An 18981-nucleotide genomic window follows, 5' to 3' on the forward strand; every position below is an offset into this window, starting at 1 on the left:
TTAACCTTTTAACACCGCAAAAATCTGCTCTTTGACCATGTCAATGGCTTGGGTGCCGTCAAACTGATGATAAGACGGAGCGTTCTCGCCTGACTGAGCCACCGCTTGATAATGGCCCACGAGCGTGGCAGTTTGGGTGTGATAGACTGACAAGCGGTCTCTGACGACTTCTTCTTTGTCGTCATCACGCTGTACCAACTCTTCGCCCGTTACATCATCTTTACCGTCCACTTTTGGTGGATTGTGAATAATGTGATAGGTGCGACCTGACGGCAAGTGAGCTCTGCGACCTGACATACGGCTGACAATCTCATCATCAGGCACGCTAATCTCAATGACATAATCAATGTCCACGCCTGCATTTGCCAACGCTTCGGCTTGGGGAATGGTGCGTGGAAAACCGTCAAAAATACAGCCATTAGCACAATCAGGCTCGGCTAAGCGGTCTTTGACCAGATTAATGATAAGCTCATCAGAGACCAACTGACCTGCGTCCATCACGCTTTTGGCAAGTTTGCCAAGCTCTGTGCCGTTTTTAATGGCAGAACGAAGCATGTCGCCTGTGGAGATTTGGGGAATATTAAATTCCTTTGAAATGAACTGAGCTTGTGTGCCTTTGCCTGCCCCTGGGGGGCCTAATAAAATAATACGCATGAGTATGCTCCAATGAACCACGAAATAAAATAACACTATAAACCACATTGCCCTATTGTTCAAGTGGTATTTAACCATTATTTATTATAAAAATAATGGCATTTACTAGGGCGTGCCTGCCTTTGGTATTTGCAATGAAAAATGAGAAAAATCGCAAGTTTTTCAAGGAAAAGTCCGCAGTTGATATTGAAATATCAACAAGGATTTTGACGATGAAAAACGAGATTTAGCCATTTTTCATGCAAAAATCAATCAAGGCTTTAAAACTCTACCGAATTTAAATAAAATGTTATCAATGTTCAACACGCCCTAAACTTACGGCACGATTTGTGAGATTTCCAAATTGACCGTATTTTGTCCTTTTTGTAATATCACAGGGTTCGCCATCAAGTCGCCCGATTCGCTGACCGCCCCACCACTGTGGCTGATACGAGCATTGACCGCAAGACCAACCCCTGCTTCACGCCCTGCCGTCAAGGTACGCTCAGGCATCATCGCATCCAAATCACTAAGCGACACCGTTATCCCCTGCACCAACTCACGCACCGACAGGCGTTTGACCGCATAAGGAGCACCGCCTGCCACGTCCGAGATAGAGACGAACAGCACGGCATTTTCATCGATTTGGGGGAGCAGACTGCTTGCCACGCTCACATGGACATTGACCCCTGCCATCGCTTTGGCTTCTTGGGCGTGAATGGTCGCCATCAGCTCATCTAGGCTTGCCAATGCCGACTGCCTGTCCGCACCGCCCTTACTGGTGATACTCTCACGCAGTTTGGCAACCCATGCCTTTGCCATCGTAAAGTTATTGGCACGCATCTCGCCCATCGCCATCATCATCATCGCCCCTTCATGGTCTGGGGTGTTTGAGAGTATGCCACGCAGGACATCACGAGCGGTCGCATCTAGCACGCCATTATTGGCAAAAAAGCTGGTCTGGGCATAAGTAATGGCAATCTCATCATTACTTTGGTCAAGGCGATAAGCACGAGCCAAGGCTTCTAGGGCTTGGGGCGTGACTTCTAATGCCATGAACAGCTCGGACAGTCGCATCCAGCGGCTCGGGTCATGGGCGTGATGATGAACGTTGGTTTGCATGGCACTGATGAGTGCGGTGCTATCGGCGGTCGCCCACTCGGGGGGCGTGTCTATCTTGCCCGTTAGCAAATCGTCTGCCACTTGTCCCACACTGTCTTGGGCTTGCCACAGCTTAAACACAGACGTGCGGTCGGCGGTTGTCAGATAAGCAAGCCCTGCCAGCACAGGTATCCACACCATGACAATGGCACGGCTTTTGATACCCACAGGGGCATAGGTCTCGGCATAGGTCTGGGCATCTAGCAGTTGGCGTTTGAGTTCAATCTCGCCTGCTTGAAAGGTTGCTTCATCTATCCGCCCTGCTTCTTTGTCCGCTTGTAGCTCGGCAATCCGCTCGCCAAATACCGCCACATTGACCGCCATGAGCTGATTGTCCACCGCCTTTTGCCCTTTAAGCCACGGATAAATCACCACCAACGCCAATACCACGCACAGCAGTACGGCTAAACTAAAAAACAAGAACAGCGTGGGGGTCATGGCGTATCCTTATCGGTTTGGGTGTGGGAATTTGAGGTATTAGAATGTTGGGCTTGCTCTGATTGGGGATTTTGATGTTTGGCTAAAATCTGAGCAACACGCTCTTCTTCGGCTTTGGATAAGGTAGCCACTTCATCAACCGCCACCGTCCGCCCTTTTTTGGCTTTATAAATCCAGCCTAAGATAAACACCACCAACAAAATGGGCGGAAAAAACCACAAAATCCACGTGGACGGACGCACAGGCGGTTTGTAACTGATAAAATCGCCATAACTGTCAAACATGAACTGGCGAATCTCGGTATCGCTCCTGCCGTCCTGTATCATCTGATAGGTTTGGTTTTTTAAATCCACCGCAATCGGAGCGTCCGACCCTGCTAAGTTTTGGTTTTGGCATTTAGGGCAACGTAACTCTTCGATGAGTGCCTTATAACGGGCTTCGTCTTCGGCACTTTTAAATTCATAAATCTCAATCGCCCCAAAACTTGCCGTACTTATCATCAAAGTTCCGACCACTGCCAGTATGGATAAGGTGTGTTTTAAACAAAATTTCATCATTGGCACGCCTGTGTTCTTTGGGTTTGGTTCGCTTGGGGGTTGGCTAGGGCGTCCATGCATGGCTTGATACTTGCCGTCCAGTTGCCTTCGTGTATCTCGCCTGTGATGTGCTTATAGACCACGCCATTGCCGTCCACCACGAACGTCTCAGGGGCTCCTGTCAGTCCCAAACTTAGCCCATATCTACCGTCCAAATCCTGCACCGAGTACAAAAACGGGTCTTTGTATTGGTTCAAATAACCCAACGCATCGGCAAGCTCGTCTTTGTAATTCATGCCCACCATTGGCACACCTTGGGCGTGTAGCTCCATTAAAAAGGGGTGCTCTACCTTACAAGTCGGACACCATGACCCCCACACATTCATTAAAAATGGCGTTTTTGGCAAATTGTCATTGGTCATTACCCGATTGGGGTCGGATAATAAGGGCAAGCTAAACGCTGGCAAGGGCTTATTCATGCTTGTGGTAACCACGATGTCTGTCGGCTTACCCAAACGGTTAAAAAACATCACCATGAGTAAGGCAAAGATGATAAACGGAATCAGAAAAATCATCATGCGTTTTTGGGTGCGGTTCATGGTGTCATCTCCCCTGCATTGTCATTGGCTTTTGTGGGTTGGTCGTCTTTGGCGTTATCTTTGCTAACGTTTTCATCATCTTTGACAACTCTTTCGTCATCTTTGATAACTTTACCATTATCTTTGCCGTTATTTTTGCCATTATCTTGATTAACCGTTGTCGTTGGGCTTAGTTTGCTCTTTACCAAATCTGCCTTGACTTTCTTTATACGGTAGCGTTTATCAAACATGGCAATAAACCCACCCAACGCCATGATGATAGAGCCAAGCCACAGCCAACGCACCATGGGCTTGACGTGTACACGCACCGCCCATGTATTATTATCCACCTTGCCGTCCTTGACGATTGGCTCACCTAGGGCGACATACAGCTCATTAAACAGGCTCGCTCGCAGTCCCACTTCGGTCATCGGCATCATCGAGACGACATAGTTTCGCTTTTCAGGATAGAGCGTGGTGATGAGCTTGCCGTCCGCTTTGACTTGTATGGTCGCCCGTGTGGCATCATAGTTGGAGCCTTGCACTAGGTCAAAATCTTGCAAATAAAAATCATAACCCTGCACGTGCGTGCTGTCGCCCACCGTCATCGCCACATCTTTTTCTAGACTTAACGCACTCACGCCTGCCACGCCCAGTGCCGTAACCAGCACACCAATATGGGCGATTTGCATGCCATAGTAGCTTGGGCTAAGTTTACGCAGTCCGTTGGTCAGCCCCTTGGCGTGGCGAGTCTTATCCTTAATGTCAAGCCCGATAAACAGTAGCACCCACGCCGACAGACTCGCCGTGATATAAATGGTATGGTCAAAGGGCGTATTCTCACCCAGTAGGTTTATCATATACCAACCCACCACACCCAGTAGCAAGCTACACACCGCCGTCATCGCCAGCACTTTTAGCATGGGACGGCTGTCATATTTATACCGCATGGTCGCCCCCACACCCATAAAGGCAAGTAGCACCCATGACAATGGCACAAACAACGCATTAAAGTACGGCGGGCCTACCGAGACTTGACCGAGTTTAAAGGCATCAGCGATAATCGGATACAGCGTGCCTAGTAGCACCACCAGTGTCGCCACCAGTAGAATGATGTTATTAATAACCAGTATGGTCTCACGGGATTTTAACTGATAAAAACTCTCCACCGTCAAACGCCAACCACGCAGGGCAAACATCAATAAGCCACCACCAATGACCACCCCCAAAATCGCCAAAATTGCCATACCACGAGTCGGGTCAGCAGCGAACGAATGCACAGACGTAATCACACCCGAACGCACCAAAAACGTCCCCAAGAGCGACAGAGCAAAGCCAAAAATGGCGAGCATCATCGTCCACGCCTTGAACACGCCACGTTTTTCGGTAACGGCAAGCGAGTGCATAAGAGCAGTGCTGGCAAGCCACGGCATCAAAGACGCATTCTCCACAGGGTCCCAAAACCACCAACCACCCCAACCTAACTCATAATACGCCCACCACGACCCAATGGCAATCCCTAAGGTCAAAAACGCCCACGCCGCCACCGTCCACGGACGAGACCACCGTGTCCACACCGCATCAAGCCGACCCGCCCACAGGCTCGCCATACAAAAGGCAAACGGCACGGCAAGCCCCACATAACCCATGTACAGCATGGGCGGATGAAAAATAAGTCCGGGGTCTTGTAAGAGCGGGTTCAAATCCGCCCCGTCCACAGGCAGATTTGGCAGTGTCCGCACAAAGGGGTTTGAGGTAAAGGTCAGCATGGCAAGCATCATCACCTGCACCCCACCAAGCACCGACAGCACTCTGGCTCGCATGTCTAGCGGTAGTCCACGGCTACACACCGCCACGAGCATACACCACGTCGCCAGTATCGTCAGCCACAGCAGTAGCGAGCCTTCATGTCCGCCCCATGTCGCTGACAGCTTATAGTACCACGGGAGCAGGCTGTTAGAATGCCCTGCCACATACACCAAACTAAAATCGTTGTACAAAAACCCTGCCATGAGTGCCACAAAGGACACCAGCATCGCCAAAAACCCTGCCACAGCAAGGCTTGGGGCAAGGCGTTGCCAAGCGGTCTGATGTTTTATCACACCCAGTGCAGGCAGGACGGTTTGTAGTATCGCAAGCACCAACGCAAGCAGTAAGGCAAAATACCCCAGTTCGGTGATTAGCATAAAGACATTCTCATCAAGTTAGCGACGGCTATTTGGGTTTTGATTTTAATACTGTTAAAAACTGATTTTATTAATTTTTAAAAAATAAAAGTAATAAAAATTTGTTTAAAAATGAATTTTAAAATAACTCATCATTTTAATAACATTTAAAATTTATAAGATAACTTTTTAAAAAATAAATTTAATGGTTTTAATTTATAAATAAAATAAATCGTAGGGTGTGTAACACGCACCATTTAATGCAATGTAATACAATGCCGTGATAAATGTGGATACGACAATAATTTTAATATTGATTAAATAAACATTAAAATTAAATAAATATCATCAAACCATTAAAATCACTAAAAAAACACCGCAATCAAGTGTAGCCACCCTGCCAATAGCCCCGTTATCGCCCCCAAAATCACCAATGTCATCTCATCTTCTTTAAAGGCAGGTCTTAGCAGGTTTTGAAATTCATGGGGCGAGAGTTCTCGAATACGAGATTCAAACAGCCCAAAGATTTTGCTTGCCCGAGATGTGTTAAGTTTGGGGTCTCTAATGGGTATCATGGTCGCATCAATGGATTTGTCAATAATGGTGTCTTTAAAGGCACTTAGCTCTTTGTTATCCATACCCACTTTTAAAATGGATTTGACCACAGGCGACTCTAACAGCTCATATAAGTGCGATTTCATGAGTTCACGGGTTTTTGCCGAGCGACTGCCATACATCATCTCACTCATGATGTTTTCAAGGGTAACCAACTCATTCACGACTATCTCAGCAAAGACGCTAGACACTTCATCTTGGCGTTTCATAAAACCGCCCTGCCAGTCATAGACATGAAAATGGGGCAACATGGGTTTGACCCGACCATTATCATAGCGGAACAGACGGATAAAGGGGACTTTTTTGGGTTCGACAGGGTTAAACACCATCCAAATGGCAATCCAGTTGGTCAATGCCCCCCAAATCGCCGCAAAAAACGGCACCGTCCAATGCTGTGGCACAAAATAAAAAATCCCCATCTGAATAATCCCAAAGCCAAAGCCAATCACGGCACTGATTTTCCAGATGAAGTTAATCTCTTTTTTACCCACCCGCAAAAACATGTCCACCATGAGTTTACGGTCGCTCTCCATGCGTTTGACAATCATCGCACGCATGTCCACCAGCTCCTCAACATTGGCGGTTAGGTCAATGACCAAGGACTTCATCACCGCTGGCATCTCGCTGTGTGCATGAGCATAAATTCGCCGTCTAATGGCATAGGGCGTGTGTGTCCACAGAGCGTAGTAGCGTTCAAGCATAATCTCATCAATGAGACTCTCTAAGTTCTTATCCACCGTCTCAGTGATGAACTGTGCCATCTCCTCAGGCTCCATCGCCTGCAAAAACTCATCGATGTTGCCAAGTTTGGATAAAGTCTGGTCAACGATGACCCCAGAGATTTTGCCTGCTTTGGCAGGAACAATGCCTTGCCAGCCCAAGCCCTGCAAGCCCCACGGCATACCACGCACACGAATACCCCAAAACTTAATGGGGTGAAATAACATCTCCAACGCCATCCATACATGAGCCCATGTTACAAAAGCCGTAACAGGCGGAATGGTGAGCATGGCGATAAATTCGGGGTGTTCAGCTAGGGCTTGCCAGATGGAATTGAACATAAATCATCACTTGTTGGGGTTTGGCAATGGGCTAGACTATTGGCTAATTGACAAAATCAAAATTTAACAAAATAAATGGTAAACAATGGGTAAAAATAAAACGGCTAATTCTACCACAGTTTTGTCTATTTTGCCAAAACCATCACGCAAATCTTTGCCCAAATCTGCTTTTGAATAAATCGCATAAATTTGAACAAGTCTTTGAAAATATGTTATAATTAGGGGTTTTTTGCTATTCTTTTATAACAGTCATGACCTCATCACGTCCTAACGATTCTGACATCAGCACTCGCGTCTTTGTACGCCGAGTGATCGTGGCGTCGTTATTTGTGCTTATTGGCATGATTGGACTGTTTGCTCGTTATGGATTTTTACAGGTTCATCAGTACGATAAATACCAAACCAACGCTGAGAACAACCGCATTAAACTCATCTCCGACCCGCCATCACGGGGTTATATTTATGACCGTAACGGTGTGTTGCTTGCCGATAACGTGCCTGTTTTTTCTGCGGTCATCAGTCCCGATGAGATTGAAGACCCAGCCTATACCCTAAAACTGCTCACTCCCATCTTTGATCTGACCGATGAAGAGATTACGGACATTTTGGCAAGGATAGACAAATCTAAAAACGACCCCATTACCATCAAAATGGATTTAACCGAAGAGCAGATTGCTCAGTTTAGCGAGCGAAAGCCCTTTTTTCGGGGGGTGAGCATTCAGACCAAACTCACCCGTGTCTATCCCCATGACGAGCTGTTCGCCCATGTCATCGGTTATGTCGGGCGTATCAACGATAAAGAAGCCAAAAAAATCGCCGAAGACAACCACAAAAAAGCCCTGTATGCTGGTACCGACCTGATTGGCAAAATCGGCATCGAAGCCCAGTACGAAGAAGTCCTGCTTGGCAAACCAGGCTATCAATCCGTTGAAGCCAACGCTCATGGCGAGATTCTAAGACAGCTGGACACCAAACCCCCTGTGGCAGGCAACGATTTGTATCTAAGTCTAGATTATGGACTACAAATGGCCGCCCAAAAACAACTGGCAGGACGACGTGGGGCGATTGTGGCACTTGACCCAAAAAATGGCGACGTCCTTGCCTTTGTCTCCAACCCCAGCTATGACCCCAACCCCTTTGTCTCTGGCATATCCACCAAAGAGTATGGCATGCTTCGAGATGACATTGACCAACCTTTGTATAACCGTGCCTTGCAAGGGCTATACCCGCCTGCTTCTACCATCAAACCCTTTGAGAGCATGGGCTTTTTGCATTATGGCATCATGGGTTGGAATGACACCATTTTTGACCCTGGTTATTTTAGCTTACCGGGGGACAGCCACCGTTTTCGTGACTGGAAAAAAGGCGGGCATGGCACGGTCAATATGAGCAAATCCATCATCATGAGCGTGGATACCTATTATTATAAAAACGCTCACCGCATGGGCATTGACAAACTTCATGACTGGATGAGTAGTTTTGGTTTTGGCAAAAAAACAGGTATTGACCTACCCAACGAAAAGGGAGGTATCATGCCATCACCCAAATGGAAAATGGACACCTACGGCAAAGAATGGCTACCGGGCGAGACCATCTCTGTCTCTATCGGACAAGGGGCATTTTTGGCAAGCCCCCTACAAGTTGCCAATGCCACCGCCATGACCGCCATCAAGGGCAAACACCTAACACCCCACCTGCTCAAACGCTCCGAAGGGCAGGCTCCTGTAACCATCATTGACAAACCTGACGGGGTCATCCCCTTTAATGGCACCGAAGCCGACTGGGACAGAATGCACGCCGCCATGGAAGACACTGTCAAACGGGGTACAGCAAAGAGCATCTACACCACCCGTTATCGCATGGCGGGCAAAACAGGTACAGCACAGGTCAAATCCATCGCCCAAGGCAAAAGCTATAACAAAGCCGCCATCAGCTCCCGTCACTGGGACCATGCGTGGTTCTCAGGTTTTGCCCCCGTGGATGACCCCCAAATCGCCATCGCAGTCATCGTCGAGAACGGTGGTGGCGGTGGTAAAGTGGCGGCTCCCATCGGGCGAGCGTTATTTGATTACTGGATTCTCCAACGTGAGACCAACCCCATCACACCACCCAGCGATGAAGAATTGGTAAAAATCCGTGCCGCCAAGCGTGAAGCCATCAAAGCCAAAATCGCCAAGGCAGAAGCCGAAAAAGCCGAAGAAGAACGCAAAAAAGCCGAAGAAAACAGACAAGCTCATCAGCCATGAAAAAGCCAACCAAGCCCCATCATAAAGCCACCAACCAAGTTCGTATCATCGGCGGTCAGTTCAAACGCCGTAGTATCAGCTTTGTGGATGCTGATGGGCTAAGACCCACCCCCGACCGTTTGCGTGAGACACTTTTTAACTGGCTCATGGCAGACATTCATGACGCCAAAGTGCTAGACGTCTGTGCAGGCTCGGGCGTGCTGGGCTTTGAAGCACTATCACGGGGGGCATCTCACGTCGTCATGATAGAACCTAGCCCCACCCAAGCACACACCATCGAAGATAATGCTGACAGCCTAAAACTCACCCGCAGTCAGCTGTCCGTCATCAACGACACCGCCCAAACCGCCCTACCCACGCTTGGCACGCCCTTTGATGTCATCTTTATTGACCCGCCTTATGCACTTGATATTTGGCACGACATCATCAGTGGCATTATCGAGCATGGGCTTTACCACGCTGACACGTTGTGCTATATTGAGAGCAACACTGCCCTAGATGACATTCTTACCCCTTTTTGTGCCAATCTCTTTAAATCCACCAAAATCGGTCAAGTACATGCAGGGCTATTTACCCTGCCCATTTAGCCTGCTGTTTAACTTATGGTAAATTCCATTCAAAACACAACAAGGGTTTTTCCGTTTGTGGTGACCCATGCCTGCCCATAATGGTTTTCCCACCCACAGGCAGGTTCAGGGCGAGCAGAAAACCCAATTTGGCATACTTTTTAGACCACCACCAAAAAAACACCCACCAAGCGTTTACTTTTTGGGTAAATTTATTTAAAATAATCACTTATCGCCAAACCATTTTAACACCCCACAAAAACAAGAACATTGTTGCGTTTGGCACAGCCATCCCACTCTTTTTGCCATCTAGCAAGGTTTTCATGAAACGCATCGTTCTTAGCACATCTTCTTCTAGCCTAAACTACATTAACACGCCCCACGCTGTCCGTCTGGTGCCTTTTCACGTCATCATCAATGGCAAAGACCACCTTGATATCAGAGACATCGATACGGCTCGTCTGAGCAAAATGCTCTACGACAACCCCAACCTATCCGTCACAACCAGCCCACCAACCGCTGATGAAATCAATGCCCTATTTGACGAACTGTATGCCGAAGGCTACGAAGAAGTTCTGGTTTGCACCATCTCATCCGCCATCAGTAAAAGCCATGAGATTTTTAACACCCTAAAAACTAAATTTGTTGGCAAAATGAACATCTATGTTTACGACACCAAAACCCTAAATATTGACGAAGGGGCGTTGGCATTTGAAGCGGACTTGATGATGCAAGAAAGCAAATCCATGCTTGACATCATCAATCGCTTGGATGAGCTACGCAAAAACAGCCTGTTCATGTTTACCTTATCTGACCTAAACTTTATCGTCCGCAACAAAAAACTCTCCGCCCCTGCTGGCTTTATCGCCAATCTGTTTGGCATCAAGCCCATCATGTGGGTGGATGATATCGGGCGTGTCATTCCCCGTGACAAAATCCGCAAAATCGAACGTAGTATTAACTACATGGCAGAGACTGCCATCGCCCACATTGGCAACAAAGACGCTTTTATCTATATGGTTGATACTTCCATGGGCTTTTATACCGACAGTTTCCAAGAACTGTTTGTCAATGGCTACGGACTTCGCAATGTGCCAGTCATCCCTGTCTCCACCGTCTCCCTTGCCAACCATGGGCCGACAGGCGTGGGGCTGGGCGTGTATTACGGTAAAGTACCCAGAATCGTCAAATATCTCAAATAGTCAGGGTAGGCATGCTCTAACAAGCGGACTTCGGTTCGCTTTTTTTGTTTTTGCTTTGATTTAAAATATCAAATGATGCTATTTACAAGACCAATGATTTTTAGTAAAATCATGGCAACTTACCAAAGGAATACCCATGAAACGCATCGTTCTTAGCACGTCCACTTCCTGCATTGGGCATTTATCAGTACCGCACGGCATTCGTTTGGTGCCACTTCACATCATGGTTAATGGCACTCATTTTTTTGGATGGCAAAGACATTGACACCGCCCGTCTGAGCGGCATGCTCTACCAAAACCCCCATTTGGACGTTTATTCCACACCGCCCACTTGCCAAGAGATTGAAGAGATTTTTGATGAGTTGTATGAGTCAGATTATGAAGAAGTACTGGTCTGCACCGCCGCTTCGGTACTGAGCCAAGCCCATGAGAATTTCTCAAAAGTCATCCCCAAGTATGTCGGCAAAATGAACATCTATCTGTACGACAGCAAAACCATCAACATCAATGAAGGGGCTTTGGCATTTGAAGCAAACCTAATGATGCAAGAAGGCAAATCCATGCTTGACATCATCCACCGCTTAAATGCCCTGCGAGCCAATAACGCATTCATCATGAGTCTATCTGACCTGAGTGTTTTGATACAAAGAAAGAAGCTCTCTGCCCCCGCTGGCTTTTTTGCCAATCTGCTTAACATCAAACCCATCTTATGGATTGATGACGACGGCTATGTCGTGGTCAAAGAAAAGGTGCGTAAATTTGAACGGGTCATGCATCACATGGCGGACATCGTCGTGGGTCAAACCACCAACAGAAACGCCTTTATATACATGGTAGACACATCCATCGGACTACATACGCATGAATTTAAAAGACTCTTAGCCAATGAATATGGACTGCATGACATTCCCGTCATTCCCATATCCACCGTCGCACTCGCCAACCACGGCCCAACAGGCGTGGGTCTGGGCGTGTATTATGGTGAAATACCAAGAATATTTGAGTATTTAAAATGACGATAAAGGTGTATTGTTACGATACGCCTTTATATTTACTTTATCGAAAGCTATTTTTAAATCCAGATAAAAATAAAAACAACCATTTTGCCTAAATTTTATCTAACAAATCACAATCAACACCGAACGATTATTTTTTAAGGCATTTTGATAAAATTGTTTAAATTTTTCAAAGTATTCTGCCAGCTCTTCGCCAATTTCATCCCATTCATCTTCATCATCCCAAATAGACGGATAAATATCAGCTTCTTCAAATTTGGCAAAATCTGCCTGTTTTATGAGCTCATTAATATCTACTTTATTAAGGGCATTGACCACATCAGCAACTTTATCGGCGTCTAACAAATATACTCCTTCATCACTTAGTGTGTCCACACCAAAAAAGCCACGATACAAGGCTAATTGCTCATCCGATTTTTTATCATTATAATCATCATCAGAGTTAAAGCCTGTCAATAAAAAATGCAAGCCGTCCCATAATTTATCAAGATTGGCAAAATCTTCATCATCAATCTTATCATCACGCTCTTCTAGATTTTCAAAAAATTCTTCCACGCTGCCGTCATTGTTATTTGACAATAACGCTTTATATTCTTTGGCTTGACTGTCGTCAATGGCATAATAACTGGCGTACATACCCATGATTTGCTCCTTTTGGGATTTAGGATTTAGGATTTAGGACTTAGGATTAAGCATTAAAAAACCAATCAGCACAATGCCAATTGGTTTTATTGTAAAACATCAAACAATCAAAATCAAATCAACGATTTCACCGCTTCCACGACTTTATCGGTGGTAATGCCAAAATGATTAAACAAATCTTTGGCAGGGGCGGACTCGCCAAAGGTTGTCATGCCAATGACTTTGCCGTCAAGTCCGACAAATTTATACCAATAATCGGTAATGCCTGCTTCCACCGCCACACGACTGCGGACATCGCTTGGCAATACACTTTCAATATAATCACGGTCTTGTTTGACAAAAATCTCAGCACATGGCATAGACACCACACGCACGCCCACGCCCTGCTCGCTTAAAGCCTTATGAGCCTGCATTGCCAAGTCCACTTCTGAACCTGTGGCGATGATGATGGCTTGCAAGTCGCCTTGTTCTTTGGCAAGCACATACGCCCCTTTTTCAATCAAAGCAACTTGCTCGTCCGTACGGTCTTGATGGGCAAGGTTTTGGCGAGATAGGATAAGGGACGTTGGGGCGTTGGCAGTTTGTAGGGCGATTTTCCACGCCACCGCCGTCTCCACCGTGTCGCACGGTCTCCAAGTGAAATGGTTTGGCGTTTGGCGTAGGCTTGCAATCTGCTCCACAGGCTGATGAGTCGGGCCGTCTTCGCCAAGCCCAATGCTATCATGGGTGTAGACATTGATGACACGCTGTTTCATGAGTGCTGACATACGCACTGCGTTGCGAGCGTACTCCATAAACATCAAAAACGTGGCAGTATAAGGGATAAATCCACCATGCAACGCCACCCCGTTGGCGATGGCGGTCATGCCAAATTCACGCACGCCATAATGCACATAGTTGCCGTCAGCGTGGTCTTGTACGCCCTTAGCACCGCTCCACAAGGTCAAGTTTGACCCTGCCAAGTCTGCCGAACCACCCAAAATCTCGGGCAATAATGGGGCAAACGCACCAATGGTATTTTGGCTTGCCTTACGAGTGGCGATGGTGTCGCCTTTGGCTTGGCAGGCTTTGATAAACTCGTCCGCTTTGGCATTAAAATCGCTTGGCAACTCGCCTGACAGTCTGCGTTGTAGCTCGCTCGCCTCACTTGGATATTTGGCTTGATAGTCGGCAAATTGGGCATTCCAGTCGCTTTCTAGCTTCTCGCCTTTATCGCACGCATTCCACGCTTGATAAATGTCATCGGAAATCTCAAAGGCATTGGCATTATTCCAACCCAATTCGCTTCGAGTTAGCGTAATCTCATCGACACCAAGTGGCGAACCATGACTGTCTTCTTTGCCTTGTTTGTTGGGACTACCCAGACCGATGATGGTTTTGCAGATGATGAGCGTGGGCTTATTGGTTTCGGCTTTGGCTTGCAAAGTTGCTTCACGAATGGCATCGGCATCATGTCCATCCACACGCAGTACCTGCCAATTATAGCTTTCAAAGCGTTTGGCGGTGTCGTCTGAGAACCAGCCTGTAACGATGCCGTCAATAGAAATGCCGTTGTCATCATAATAGGCAATGAGCTTGCCAAGTCCTAACGTGCCAGCGAGCGAACAGGCTTCGTGCGACACGCCTTCCATAAGACAACCGTCCCCCAAAAAGCAGTAGGTATAGTGGTTGATGATGGCGTTGTCGGGTTTGTTAAATTGTCCTGCCAAGGTTTTCTCCGCTAAGGCAAAACCCACCGCATTGGCAATGCCCTGCCCCAAAGGTCCTGTGGTTGTCTCAATACCATCCGCATAGCCGTGTTCGGGGTGTCCTGCGGTTTTGGCGTGGAGTTGGCGGAAATTTTTGATGTCGTCAATGGTCAAATCATAACCCGACAAATGTAGCAAGGCGTACAGTAGCATAGAGCCGTGTCCGTTTGACAGCACAAAGCGGTCTCGGTTTGCCCATTTGGCGTTTTTGGGGTTGTGATTTAAAAATTCACGCCACACGACTTCGGCAATGTCCGCCATGCCCATGGGAGCCCCAGGGTGTCCTGAGTTGGCTTTTTGGACAGCGTCCATGGCAAGGATACGAATGGCGTTGGCGTTGTGGCGTTGGTTTAAGGGGGTTGGCATGGTGTTTTTCCAAGTCTGACAAGTAAAAATTTGCGGTATTATAGCATGATTTTACAAGTCTTATAAAGGCTAATAATAAAACAGTTGTGCGATATGCGTGGCGTTTTGCTCAATGAGCGTTTGCTGTTTTTCTTGATTGTCTTTTTTGATGACTGCTATCAAAATTTTGTTGTGTATCACGGGCAAATCCTGCATTGTCATGAGCGTCATCTCATCAGCTCGTCTGCGTTTAAAAGAATAACTGTCGGACTCTTTGATGAGCACGCCTTTATTTTTTAGCGTACTTTTAATTTCATCACACTTTTTCTTATCATCTGTAATAATGGTAATGTCTTTTGCCAATATATAATCATCGCCCACTTTTTTTTCATAGAAATCTACCAAACATTGATTTAAAAATTCATCCATTGATGCGTTTTGCAATGACTGGCGATTGATGATTGGTTGGTCTGTGGCATTTTGCTTAATTTCATGATTTTTTTCTTGAATGTTTGATGTGGTAATATAAATGTTTGATGTGGTAATATAAAAGTCATTGTTAATATTTTGCTCTTTTTTATCTTCATCAACATCATCACAAGATACAAAATTTGGGCGAATGTATTGAACAATATCAGACAACATCTTATCGCTCATCCTATCCACCATGGGCATGATTTTTTTATTGCGTTTTTGCCAGTAGTTAAAAAATGCCAAAAGCCATTTTTGTAAAGATTGATGTTCGCCACCATGACAAATCATGGGTTTTTCACATTCCAAGGTTTCAATCACATGATTTGGCAAACGACTGTCTGTTAATATCACGCCATAACCAAAACAAATTTTATCCACCCATGCTTTGTCAAATTTTACCAACAAAGATTGTCTTAATGCTTGCATGGCAGTGTCCGCCTGATGAAATGGTGAACCACCTGTATTGGTATGACCCGTTTTGTCTTGGTAGTACCAAATGCCATTTTGGCAGCTCACCCGACCGCCTTTGATTTCCAGCACAAATAAGCCATAATTCGTGCAAAGCAAAAAATCAATCTCCCCAAACCGTTTTTTGGGATGATGATGCAATTTAACAGAATGCATGACAACATATTGGTCTTTATCCACAAAACTTTGCTTTAAATGATTAAAGACCGTCTGTTCTGCCTTACTTTCCGTATGATATAGCATGGGTGGAATCATTTTCATGATTTTTTAGCCATACTTTGCAATTCTCTGTCTTTGTCAAAATCAAACCAGCTCATTTGCCTAAAATACGCCCAAAACCCTTTTTCATCAATCACATCATTGATTTTTGGTTTTTTTCCTGCGGTCTTAATAATGACTTTACCACCCTTAGCAGACAATGCAATGTCTTCTGGCAATACAATTTCATACGTTACTAGATTTAAGTTTTCACGGTCATTGATAAGTACCAATAATTTTTGCATTGATGTGTTAAAATTACCAAACCAAATATCCGATAATGGTGTTTTGATTTCTTGGGCATTTGTCAATCCTGAAACAATCGTCATATTCTGTGCCAGTTGCGTAAATAGCTTTTGGCTATGGTTTTGTTTATCGGCATAGCATTTAAATTCTTTGGACAACCCTTGCCAACCTGTCGCCACAGCAAACAATAAACTTGCCAACAACATATCAATCTCTCCAAGCTCACTGGTATAAATACCAGTTTTTTGCCAAAGCTCCAACACATCATCACGACTGACAAATAATATCACCGACCGCTGTAATGGTTTTGGGTATTTTTTTAATAAATCATCGGTAGATGCATTGGTAAAACGCAAATACTCTTTAATCTCTTCAACAAACGCCAAACTTTGCTCATTGCTTGATATTTGAGCCAAAGTGTGCAAAATAATGTCTTTTTTGCTGGCAAATTCAGTGCTGTTTTTATGAACAATCAACGCTTCAATCAATTGTAGCACCACTTGCCCAACGTTTGACATGGTTTGGTATTTACCCGAATGCCTTACCCAATTACCAATCTCTTGGAGCAATACATCATCTTTATCATTTAAATCAAAATGACTATTACCATGATGAATATAATTTAATAATTGCCCTGCTTTTTGATTGGTATTAGACAATATCATCAAATGATTGAGAATGGCAGTAATGGCATTTGCCAAATTTTGATTTAAAGGTTCAAGCGGTGGCAATTCAAAAAGAAATCCCAAGCTTTGGTAAACTTCAACATTCTCTTGTGTATTTTTTTGATTAAACAACTTTTCATTCGCCTTTTTGATTGGCAATGACAATGAATTGGCACTATTTAACAAACGCTCTTGAAAGGTATTTTCATCGTCAATATTTTTAAATACCACACCATCAACATCTGATAAAGAAATCGGAGCTGGTACTAATATCACTTCTGCCCCATTTAATTCATCATGATGAATATCAATCATTTGCCAAGCACCATTGATAAAAGCAGGTAATTCTTTGATTTGTCTTTTTATTAACTCATCAATAAAACTCTTTTTTAAAGTTAAAGTACAAGGTTTTAAGGTGCGTTTGTCTTCATCAATGTTGTATTCGTGCACATTTTGCGGGATTTTTTTAAACAGCGGAATATAATCACCAAACCAAGCCAAACAATCATGGTAATATTTATTACCCAAAAAACTCACCGGTGGCACCATGCCAATAGATGTCATGTATGCCAAGTTTAGATGGTTGGTTGCAATATGCCATGTGACTGGTCTTTTTGTCTTTGTCATATTAGTTTGCATAATCTGTCTCCTTTGTATAAGCATTAGCTGTTTGCATTACTTCTCTTTTTAAAATCAAATTCCCCATCTCATCTTGATGAGTTGGTAATAAATCCAACGCACTTATCCAAGTATTATTGGTAGAACTCGTTTGACTGCTTGATAATAAGATGAGTTTTTTCTTAGCTCGTGATGTCATGACGTACAGTTTCTTTTTTAATCCATCAATATCCGCTTGTCTTGCCCCCAAATAATTGATATCAGCCAAAAATACGGTATCAAACTCTAGGCCTTTGCACGATTGATGATTGATAATCACAATGCCCCCTTCACCAAAATTAACTGCATTTTTGTTTTTGGAATTTCTAAAAACGATATTTACATCAAAGCCTTGATTGTTTTTTTCTTGCAATTTATCAAAATACTTTTGACAAATATCGTCATTAGGGGCAATAATACCAATCAATTCTTTTGGTTTATTTGTAGCGGTTAGAAATATTCGATTGACAAACCTATCAAAATTTTGCTCGTCGTAATAATACAAAACAGGACTTTCTTCATTCATGGTTGATAATGGCAAGGCAGGTCGTACACTACCGCCCGTATAAAACTGCTGGCACAACACAGCAATGGCATAAGTGTTACGATGATTTTCTGTCAAGTCAAACACATCTTCTTCGTCTAAATTAAGAATATGGCAAATTTCTTCTAGACTGCTGTTATTTTTCCCGATACGCTGATTTTGGTCGGCAACCACAAAAATATTCTTAAACCCAATCAATAATAAAGACTCATAAAATCCTTTTGCCATATCCTGACCTTCATCAATCACCAAATAGCGATTGCCATAATCAGGCAAAACATTATCCGGATTATCTTTAAAACTCCTAATGTTTGAGATAATACTCTCCCAGTCATTGTCAATATAAACTGGCGTGATATTTACCCTAGGGGCTTTTTCATTAAATATCTCTTTATATATTTGGTTATTGAACCAACCAATATAAGTGGTAAGATTTACCTTTTCAACCACTTTATCCTGACCGCCTGACTGCTCTGTGGACTTGGCAAGCTGTTGGTTGGATTCATTGAGCAGTGTATTATACACCAAGCAATGATATGTTTTTTCTTCACGTTGCAATTTTTTGACACGAAACAGTGCCACCACAGATTTGCCCGTACCAGGCCCGCCTGCGATAAGATAACGACCTTCACTAGGTAGTGCCATGACTCTCTCTTGGGTTTTGGTCAAATCTTCAATATTGGGCAAGCTAAATCGTCTGGACTTATCCACAAAATC

The 18981-nt window shown here is 44.8% G+C and carries 16 protein-coding genes; 5 read left to right on the plus strand and 11 right to left on the minus strand.

Annotated elements, in window-relative coordinates; genetic code table 11:
• The 6 genes from adk to IM753_RS07520 all read right to left on the minus strand — a co-directional run bounded on the left by adk (position 1) and on the right by IM753_RS07520 (position 7187).
• On the minus strand, positions 1-654 hold the full coding sequence (gene adk, locus IM753_RS07495) for an adenylate kinase (protein ID WP_062499022.1): 654 nt from the start codon (positions 652-654) through the stop codon (positions 1-3).
• A 315-nt stretch (positions 655-969) separates the two neighbouring features.
• The gene (ccmI, locus tag IM753_RS07500; RefSeq protein ID WP_194109023.1) at positions 970-2232 is read right to left on the minus strand and encodes a c-type cytochrome biogenesis protein CcmI; all 1263 of its coding nucleotides are present in this window, start codon (positions 2230-2232) and stop codon (positions 970-972) included.
• On the minus strand, positions 2229-2789 hold the full coding sequence (locus IM753_RS07505) for a cytochrome c-type biogenesis protein (protein WP_065256685.1): 561 nt from the start codon (positions 2787-2789) through the stop codon (positions 2229-2231). Before IM753_RS07505 ends, ccmI begins: the two co-directional genes overlap by 4 nt.
• On the minus strand, positions 2786-3367 hold the full coding sequence (locus IM753_RS07510; RefSeq protein ID WP_065256684.1) for a DsbE family thiol:disulfide interchange protein: 582 nt from the start codon (positions 3365-3367) through the stop codon (positions 2786-2788). The genes IM753_RS07505 and IM753_RS07510 overlap by 4 nt, the downstream gene beginning before the upstream one ends.
• Positions 3364-5532 (minus strand): heme lyase CcmF/NrfE family subunit, encoded by a 2169-nt coding sequence (locus tag IM753_RS07515; protein WP_083108348.1) that lies wholly within the window; start codon positions 5530-5532, stop codon positions 3364-3366. Before IM753_RS07515 ends, IM753_RS07510 begins: the two co-directional genes overlap by 4 nt.
• A 344-nt stretch (positions 5533-5876) precedes the next feature.
• Positions 5877-7187 (minus strand): hypothetical protein, encoded by a 1311-nt coding sequence (locus tag IM753_RS07520; RefSeq protein ID WP_065256683.1) that lies wholly within the window; start codon positions 7185-7187, stop codon positions 5877-5879.
• 251 nt (positions 7188-7438) lie between these two features.
• Between IM753_RS07520 and mrdA the strand changes: the two genes are divergently transcribed.
• From mrdA to IM753_RS07540, 5 genes are all read left to right on the plus strand, one after another.
• The gene (gene mrdA / locus IM753_RS07525; protein WP_065256682.1) at positions 7439-9433 is read left to right on the plus strand and encodes a penicillin-binding protein 2; all 1995 of its coding nucleotides are present in this window, start codon (positions 7439-7441) and stop codon (positions 9431-9433) included.
• Positions 9430-10020, plus strand: a complete 591-nt coding sequence (gene rsmD, locus IM753_RS07530; RefSeq protein WP_065256681.1) for a 16S rRNA (guanine(966)-N(2))-methyltransferase RsmD — start codon at positions 9430-9432, stop codon at positions 10018-10020. Before mrdA ends, rsmD begins: the two co-directional genes overlap by 4 nt.
• 302 nt (positions 10021-10322) lie before the next feature.
• A complete protein-coding gene (locus IM753_RS07535) occupies positions 10323-11201 on the plus strand; it encodes a DegV family protein (protein WP_194109024.1) in 879 nt (292 codons plus the stop codon).
• Between the two features lie 136 nt (positions 11202-11337).
• On the plus strand, positions 11338-11466 hold the full coding sequence (locus IM753_RS13305) for a hypothetical protein (RefSeq protein WP_255518650.1): 129 nt from the start codon (positions 11338-11340) through the stop codon (positions 11464-11466).
• On the plus strand, positions 11432-12217 hold the full coding sequence (locus IM753_RS07540) for a DegV family protein (RefSeq protein WP_065256679.1): 786 nt from the start codon (positions 11432-11434) through the stop codon (positions 12215-12217). Before IM753_RS13305 ends, IM753_RS07540 begins: the two co-directional genes overlap by 35 nt.
• 102 nt (positions 12218-12319) lie before the next feature.
• Here the strand turns inward: IM753_RS07540 and IM753_RS07545 are convergent, their stop codons facing one another.
• From IM753_RS07545 to IM753_RS07565, 5 genes are all read right to left on the minus strand, one after another.
• Positions 12320-12859 (minus strand): YfbM family protein, encoded by a 540-nt coding sequence (locus IM753_RS07545; protein ID WP_065256678.1) that lies wholly within the window; start codon positions 12857-12859, stop codon positions 12320-12322.
• Between the two features lie 113 nt (positions 12860-12972).
• The gene (gene tkt / locus IM753_RS07550; RefSeq protein WP_065256677.1) at positions 12973-14973 is read right to left on the minus strand and encodes a transketolase; all 2001 of its coding nucleotides are present in this window, start codon (positions 14971-14973) and stop codon (positions 12973-12975) included.
• Between the two features lie 69 nt (positions 14974-15042).
• Positions 15043-16155 (minus strand): nuclease-related domain-containing protein, encoded by a 1113-nt coding sequence (locus tag IM753_RS07555; protein WP_194109025.1) that lies wholly within the window; start codon positions 16153-16155, stop codon positions 15043-15045.
• Positions 16152-17690, minus strand: coding sequence for a hypothetical protein (locus IM753_RS07560; protein WP_194092627.1), 1539 nt, complete (start codon positions 17688-17690; stop codon positions 16152-16154). Before IM753_RS07560 ends, IM753_RS07555 begins: the two co-directional genes overlap by 4 nt.
• Before the next feature lies 1 nt (position 17691).
• Positions 17692-18975: an ATP-binding domain-containing protein gene (locus IM753_RS07565; RefSeq protein ID WP_194109026.1), complete on the minus strand. Its 1284-nt coding sequence runs from the start codon at positions 18973-18975 to the stop codon at positions 17692-17694.
• Between the last annotated feature and the right edge of the window lie 6 nt (positions 18976-18981).

The organism is Moraxella sp. K127 (assembly GCF_015223095.1).
In the GTDB taxonomy this organism is placed as follows: domain Bacteria; phylum Pseudomonadota; class Gammaproteobacteria; order Pseudomonadales; family Moraxellaceae; genus Moraxella.

Coding starts and splice junctions, on each gene's coding strand:
- adk (WP_062499022.1), bottom strand. CDS start 654: ATGCGTATTATTTTATTAGGCCCCCCAGGGGCAGGCAAAGGCACACAA.
- ccmI (WP_194109023.1), bottom strand. CDS start 2,232: ATGACCCCCACGCTGTTCTTGTTTTTTAGTTTAGCCGTACTGCTGTGC.
- IM753_RS07505 (WP_065256685.1), bottom strand. CDS start 2,789: ATGATGAAATTTTGTTTAAAACACACCTTATCCATACTGGCAGTGGTC.
- IM753_RS07510 (WP_065256684.1), bottom strand. CDS start 3,367: ATGAACCGCACCCAAAAACGCATGATGATTTTTCTGATTCCGTTTATC.
- IM753_RS07515 (WP_083108348.1), bottom strand. CDS start 5,532: ATGCTAATCACCGAACTGGGGTATTTTGCCTTACTGCTTGCGTTGGTG.
- IM753_RS07520 (WP_065256683.1), bottom strand. CDS start 7,187: ATGTTCAATTCCATCTGGCAAGCCCTAGCTGAACACCCCGAATTTATC.
- mrdA (WP_065256682.1), top strand. CDS start 7,439: ATGACCTCATCACGTCCTAACGATTCTGACATCAGCACTCGCGTCTTT.
- rsmD (WP_065256681.1), top strand. CDS start 9,430: ATGAAAAAGCCAACCAAGCCCCATCATAAAGCCACCAACCAAGTTCGT.
- IM753_RS07535 (WP_194109024.1), top strand. CDS start 10,323: ATGAAACGCATCGTTCTTAGCACATCTTCTTCTAGCCTAAACTACATT.
- IM753_RS13305 (WP_255518650.1), top strand. CDS start 11,338: ATGAAACGCATCGTTCTTAGCACGTCCACTTCCTGCATTGGGCATTTA.
- IM753_RS07540 (WP_065256679.1), top strand. CDS start 11,432: ATGGCACTCATTTTTTTGGATGGCAAAGACATTGACACCGCCCGTCTG.
- IM753_RS07545 (WP_065256678.1), bottom strand. CDS start 12,859: ATGGGTATGTACGCCAGTTATTATGCCATTGACGACAGTCAAGCCAAA.
- tkt (WP_065256677.1), bottom strand. CDS start 14,973: ATGCCAACCCCCTTAAACCAACGCCACAACGCCAACGCCATTCGTATC.
- IM753_RS07555 (WP_194109025.1), bottom strand. CDS start 16,155: ATGAAAATGATTCCACCCATGCTATATCATACGGAAAGTAAGGCAGAA.
- IM753_RS07560 (WP_194092627.1), bottom strand. CDS start 17,690: ATGACAAAGACAAAAAGACCAGTCACATGGCATATTGCAACCAACCAT.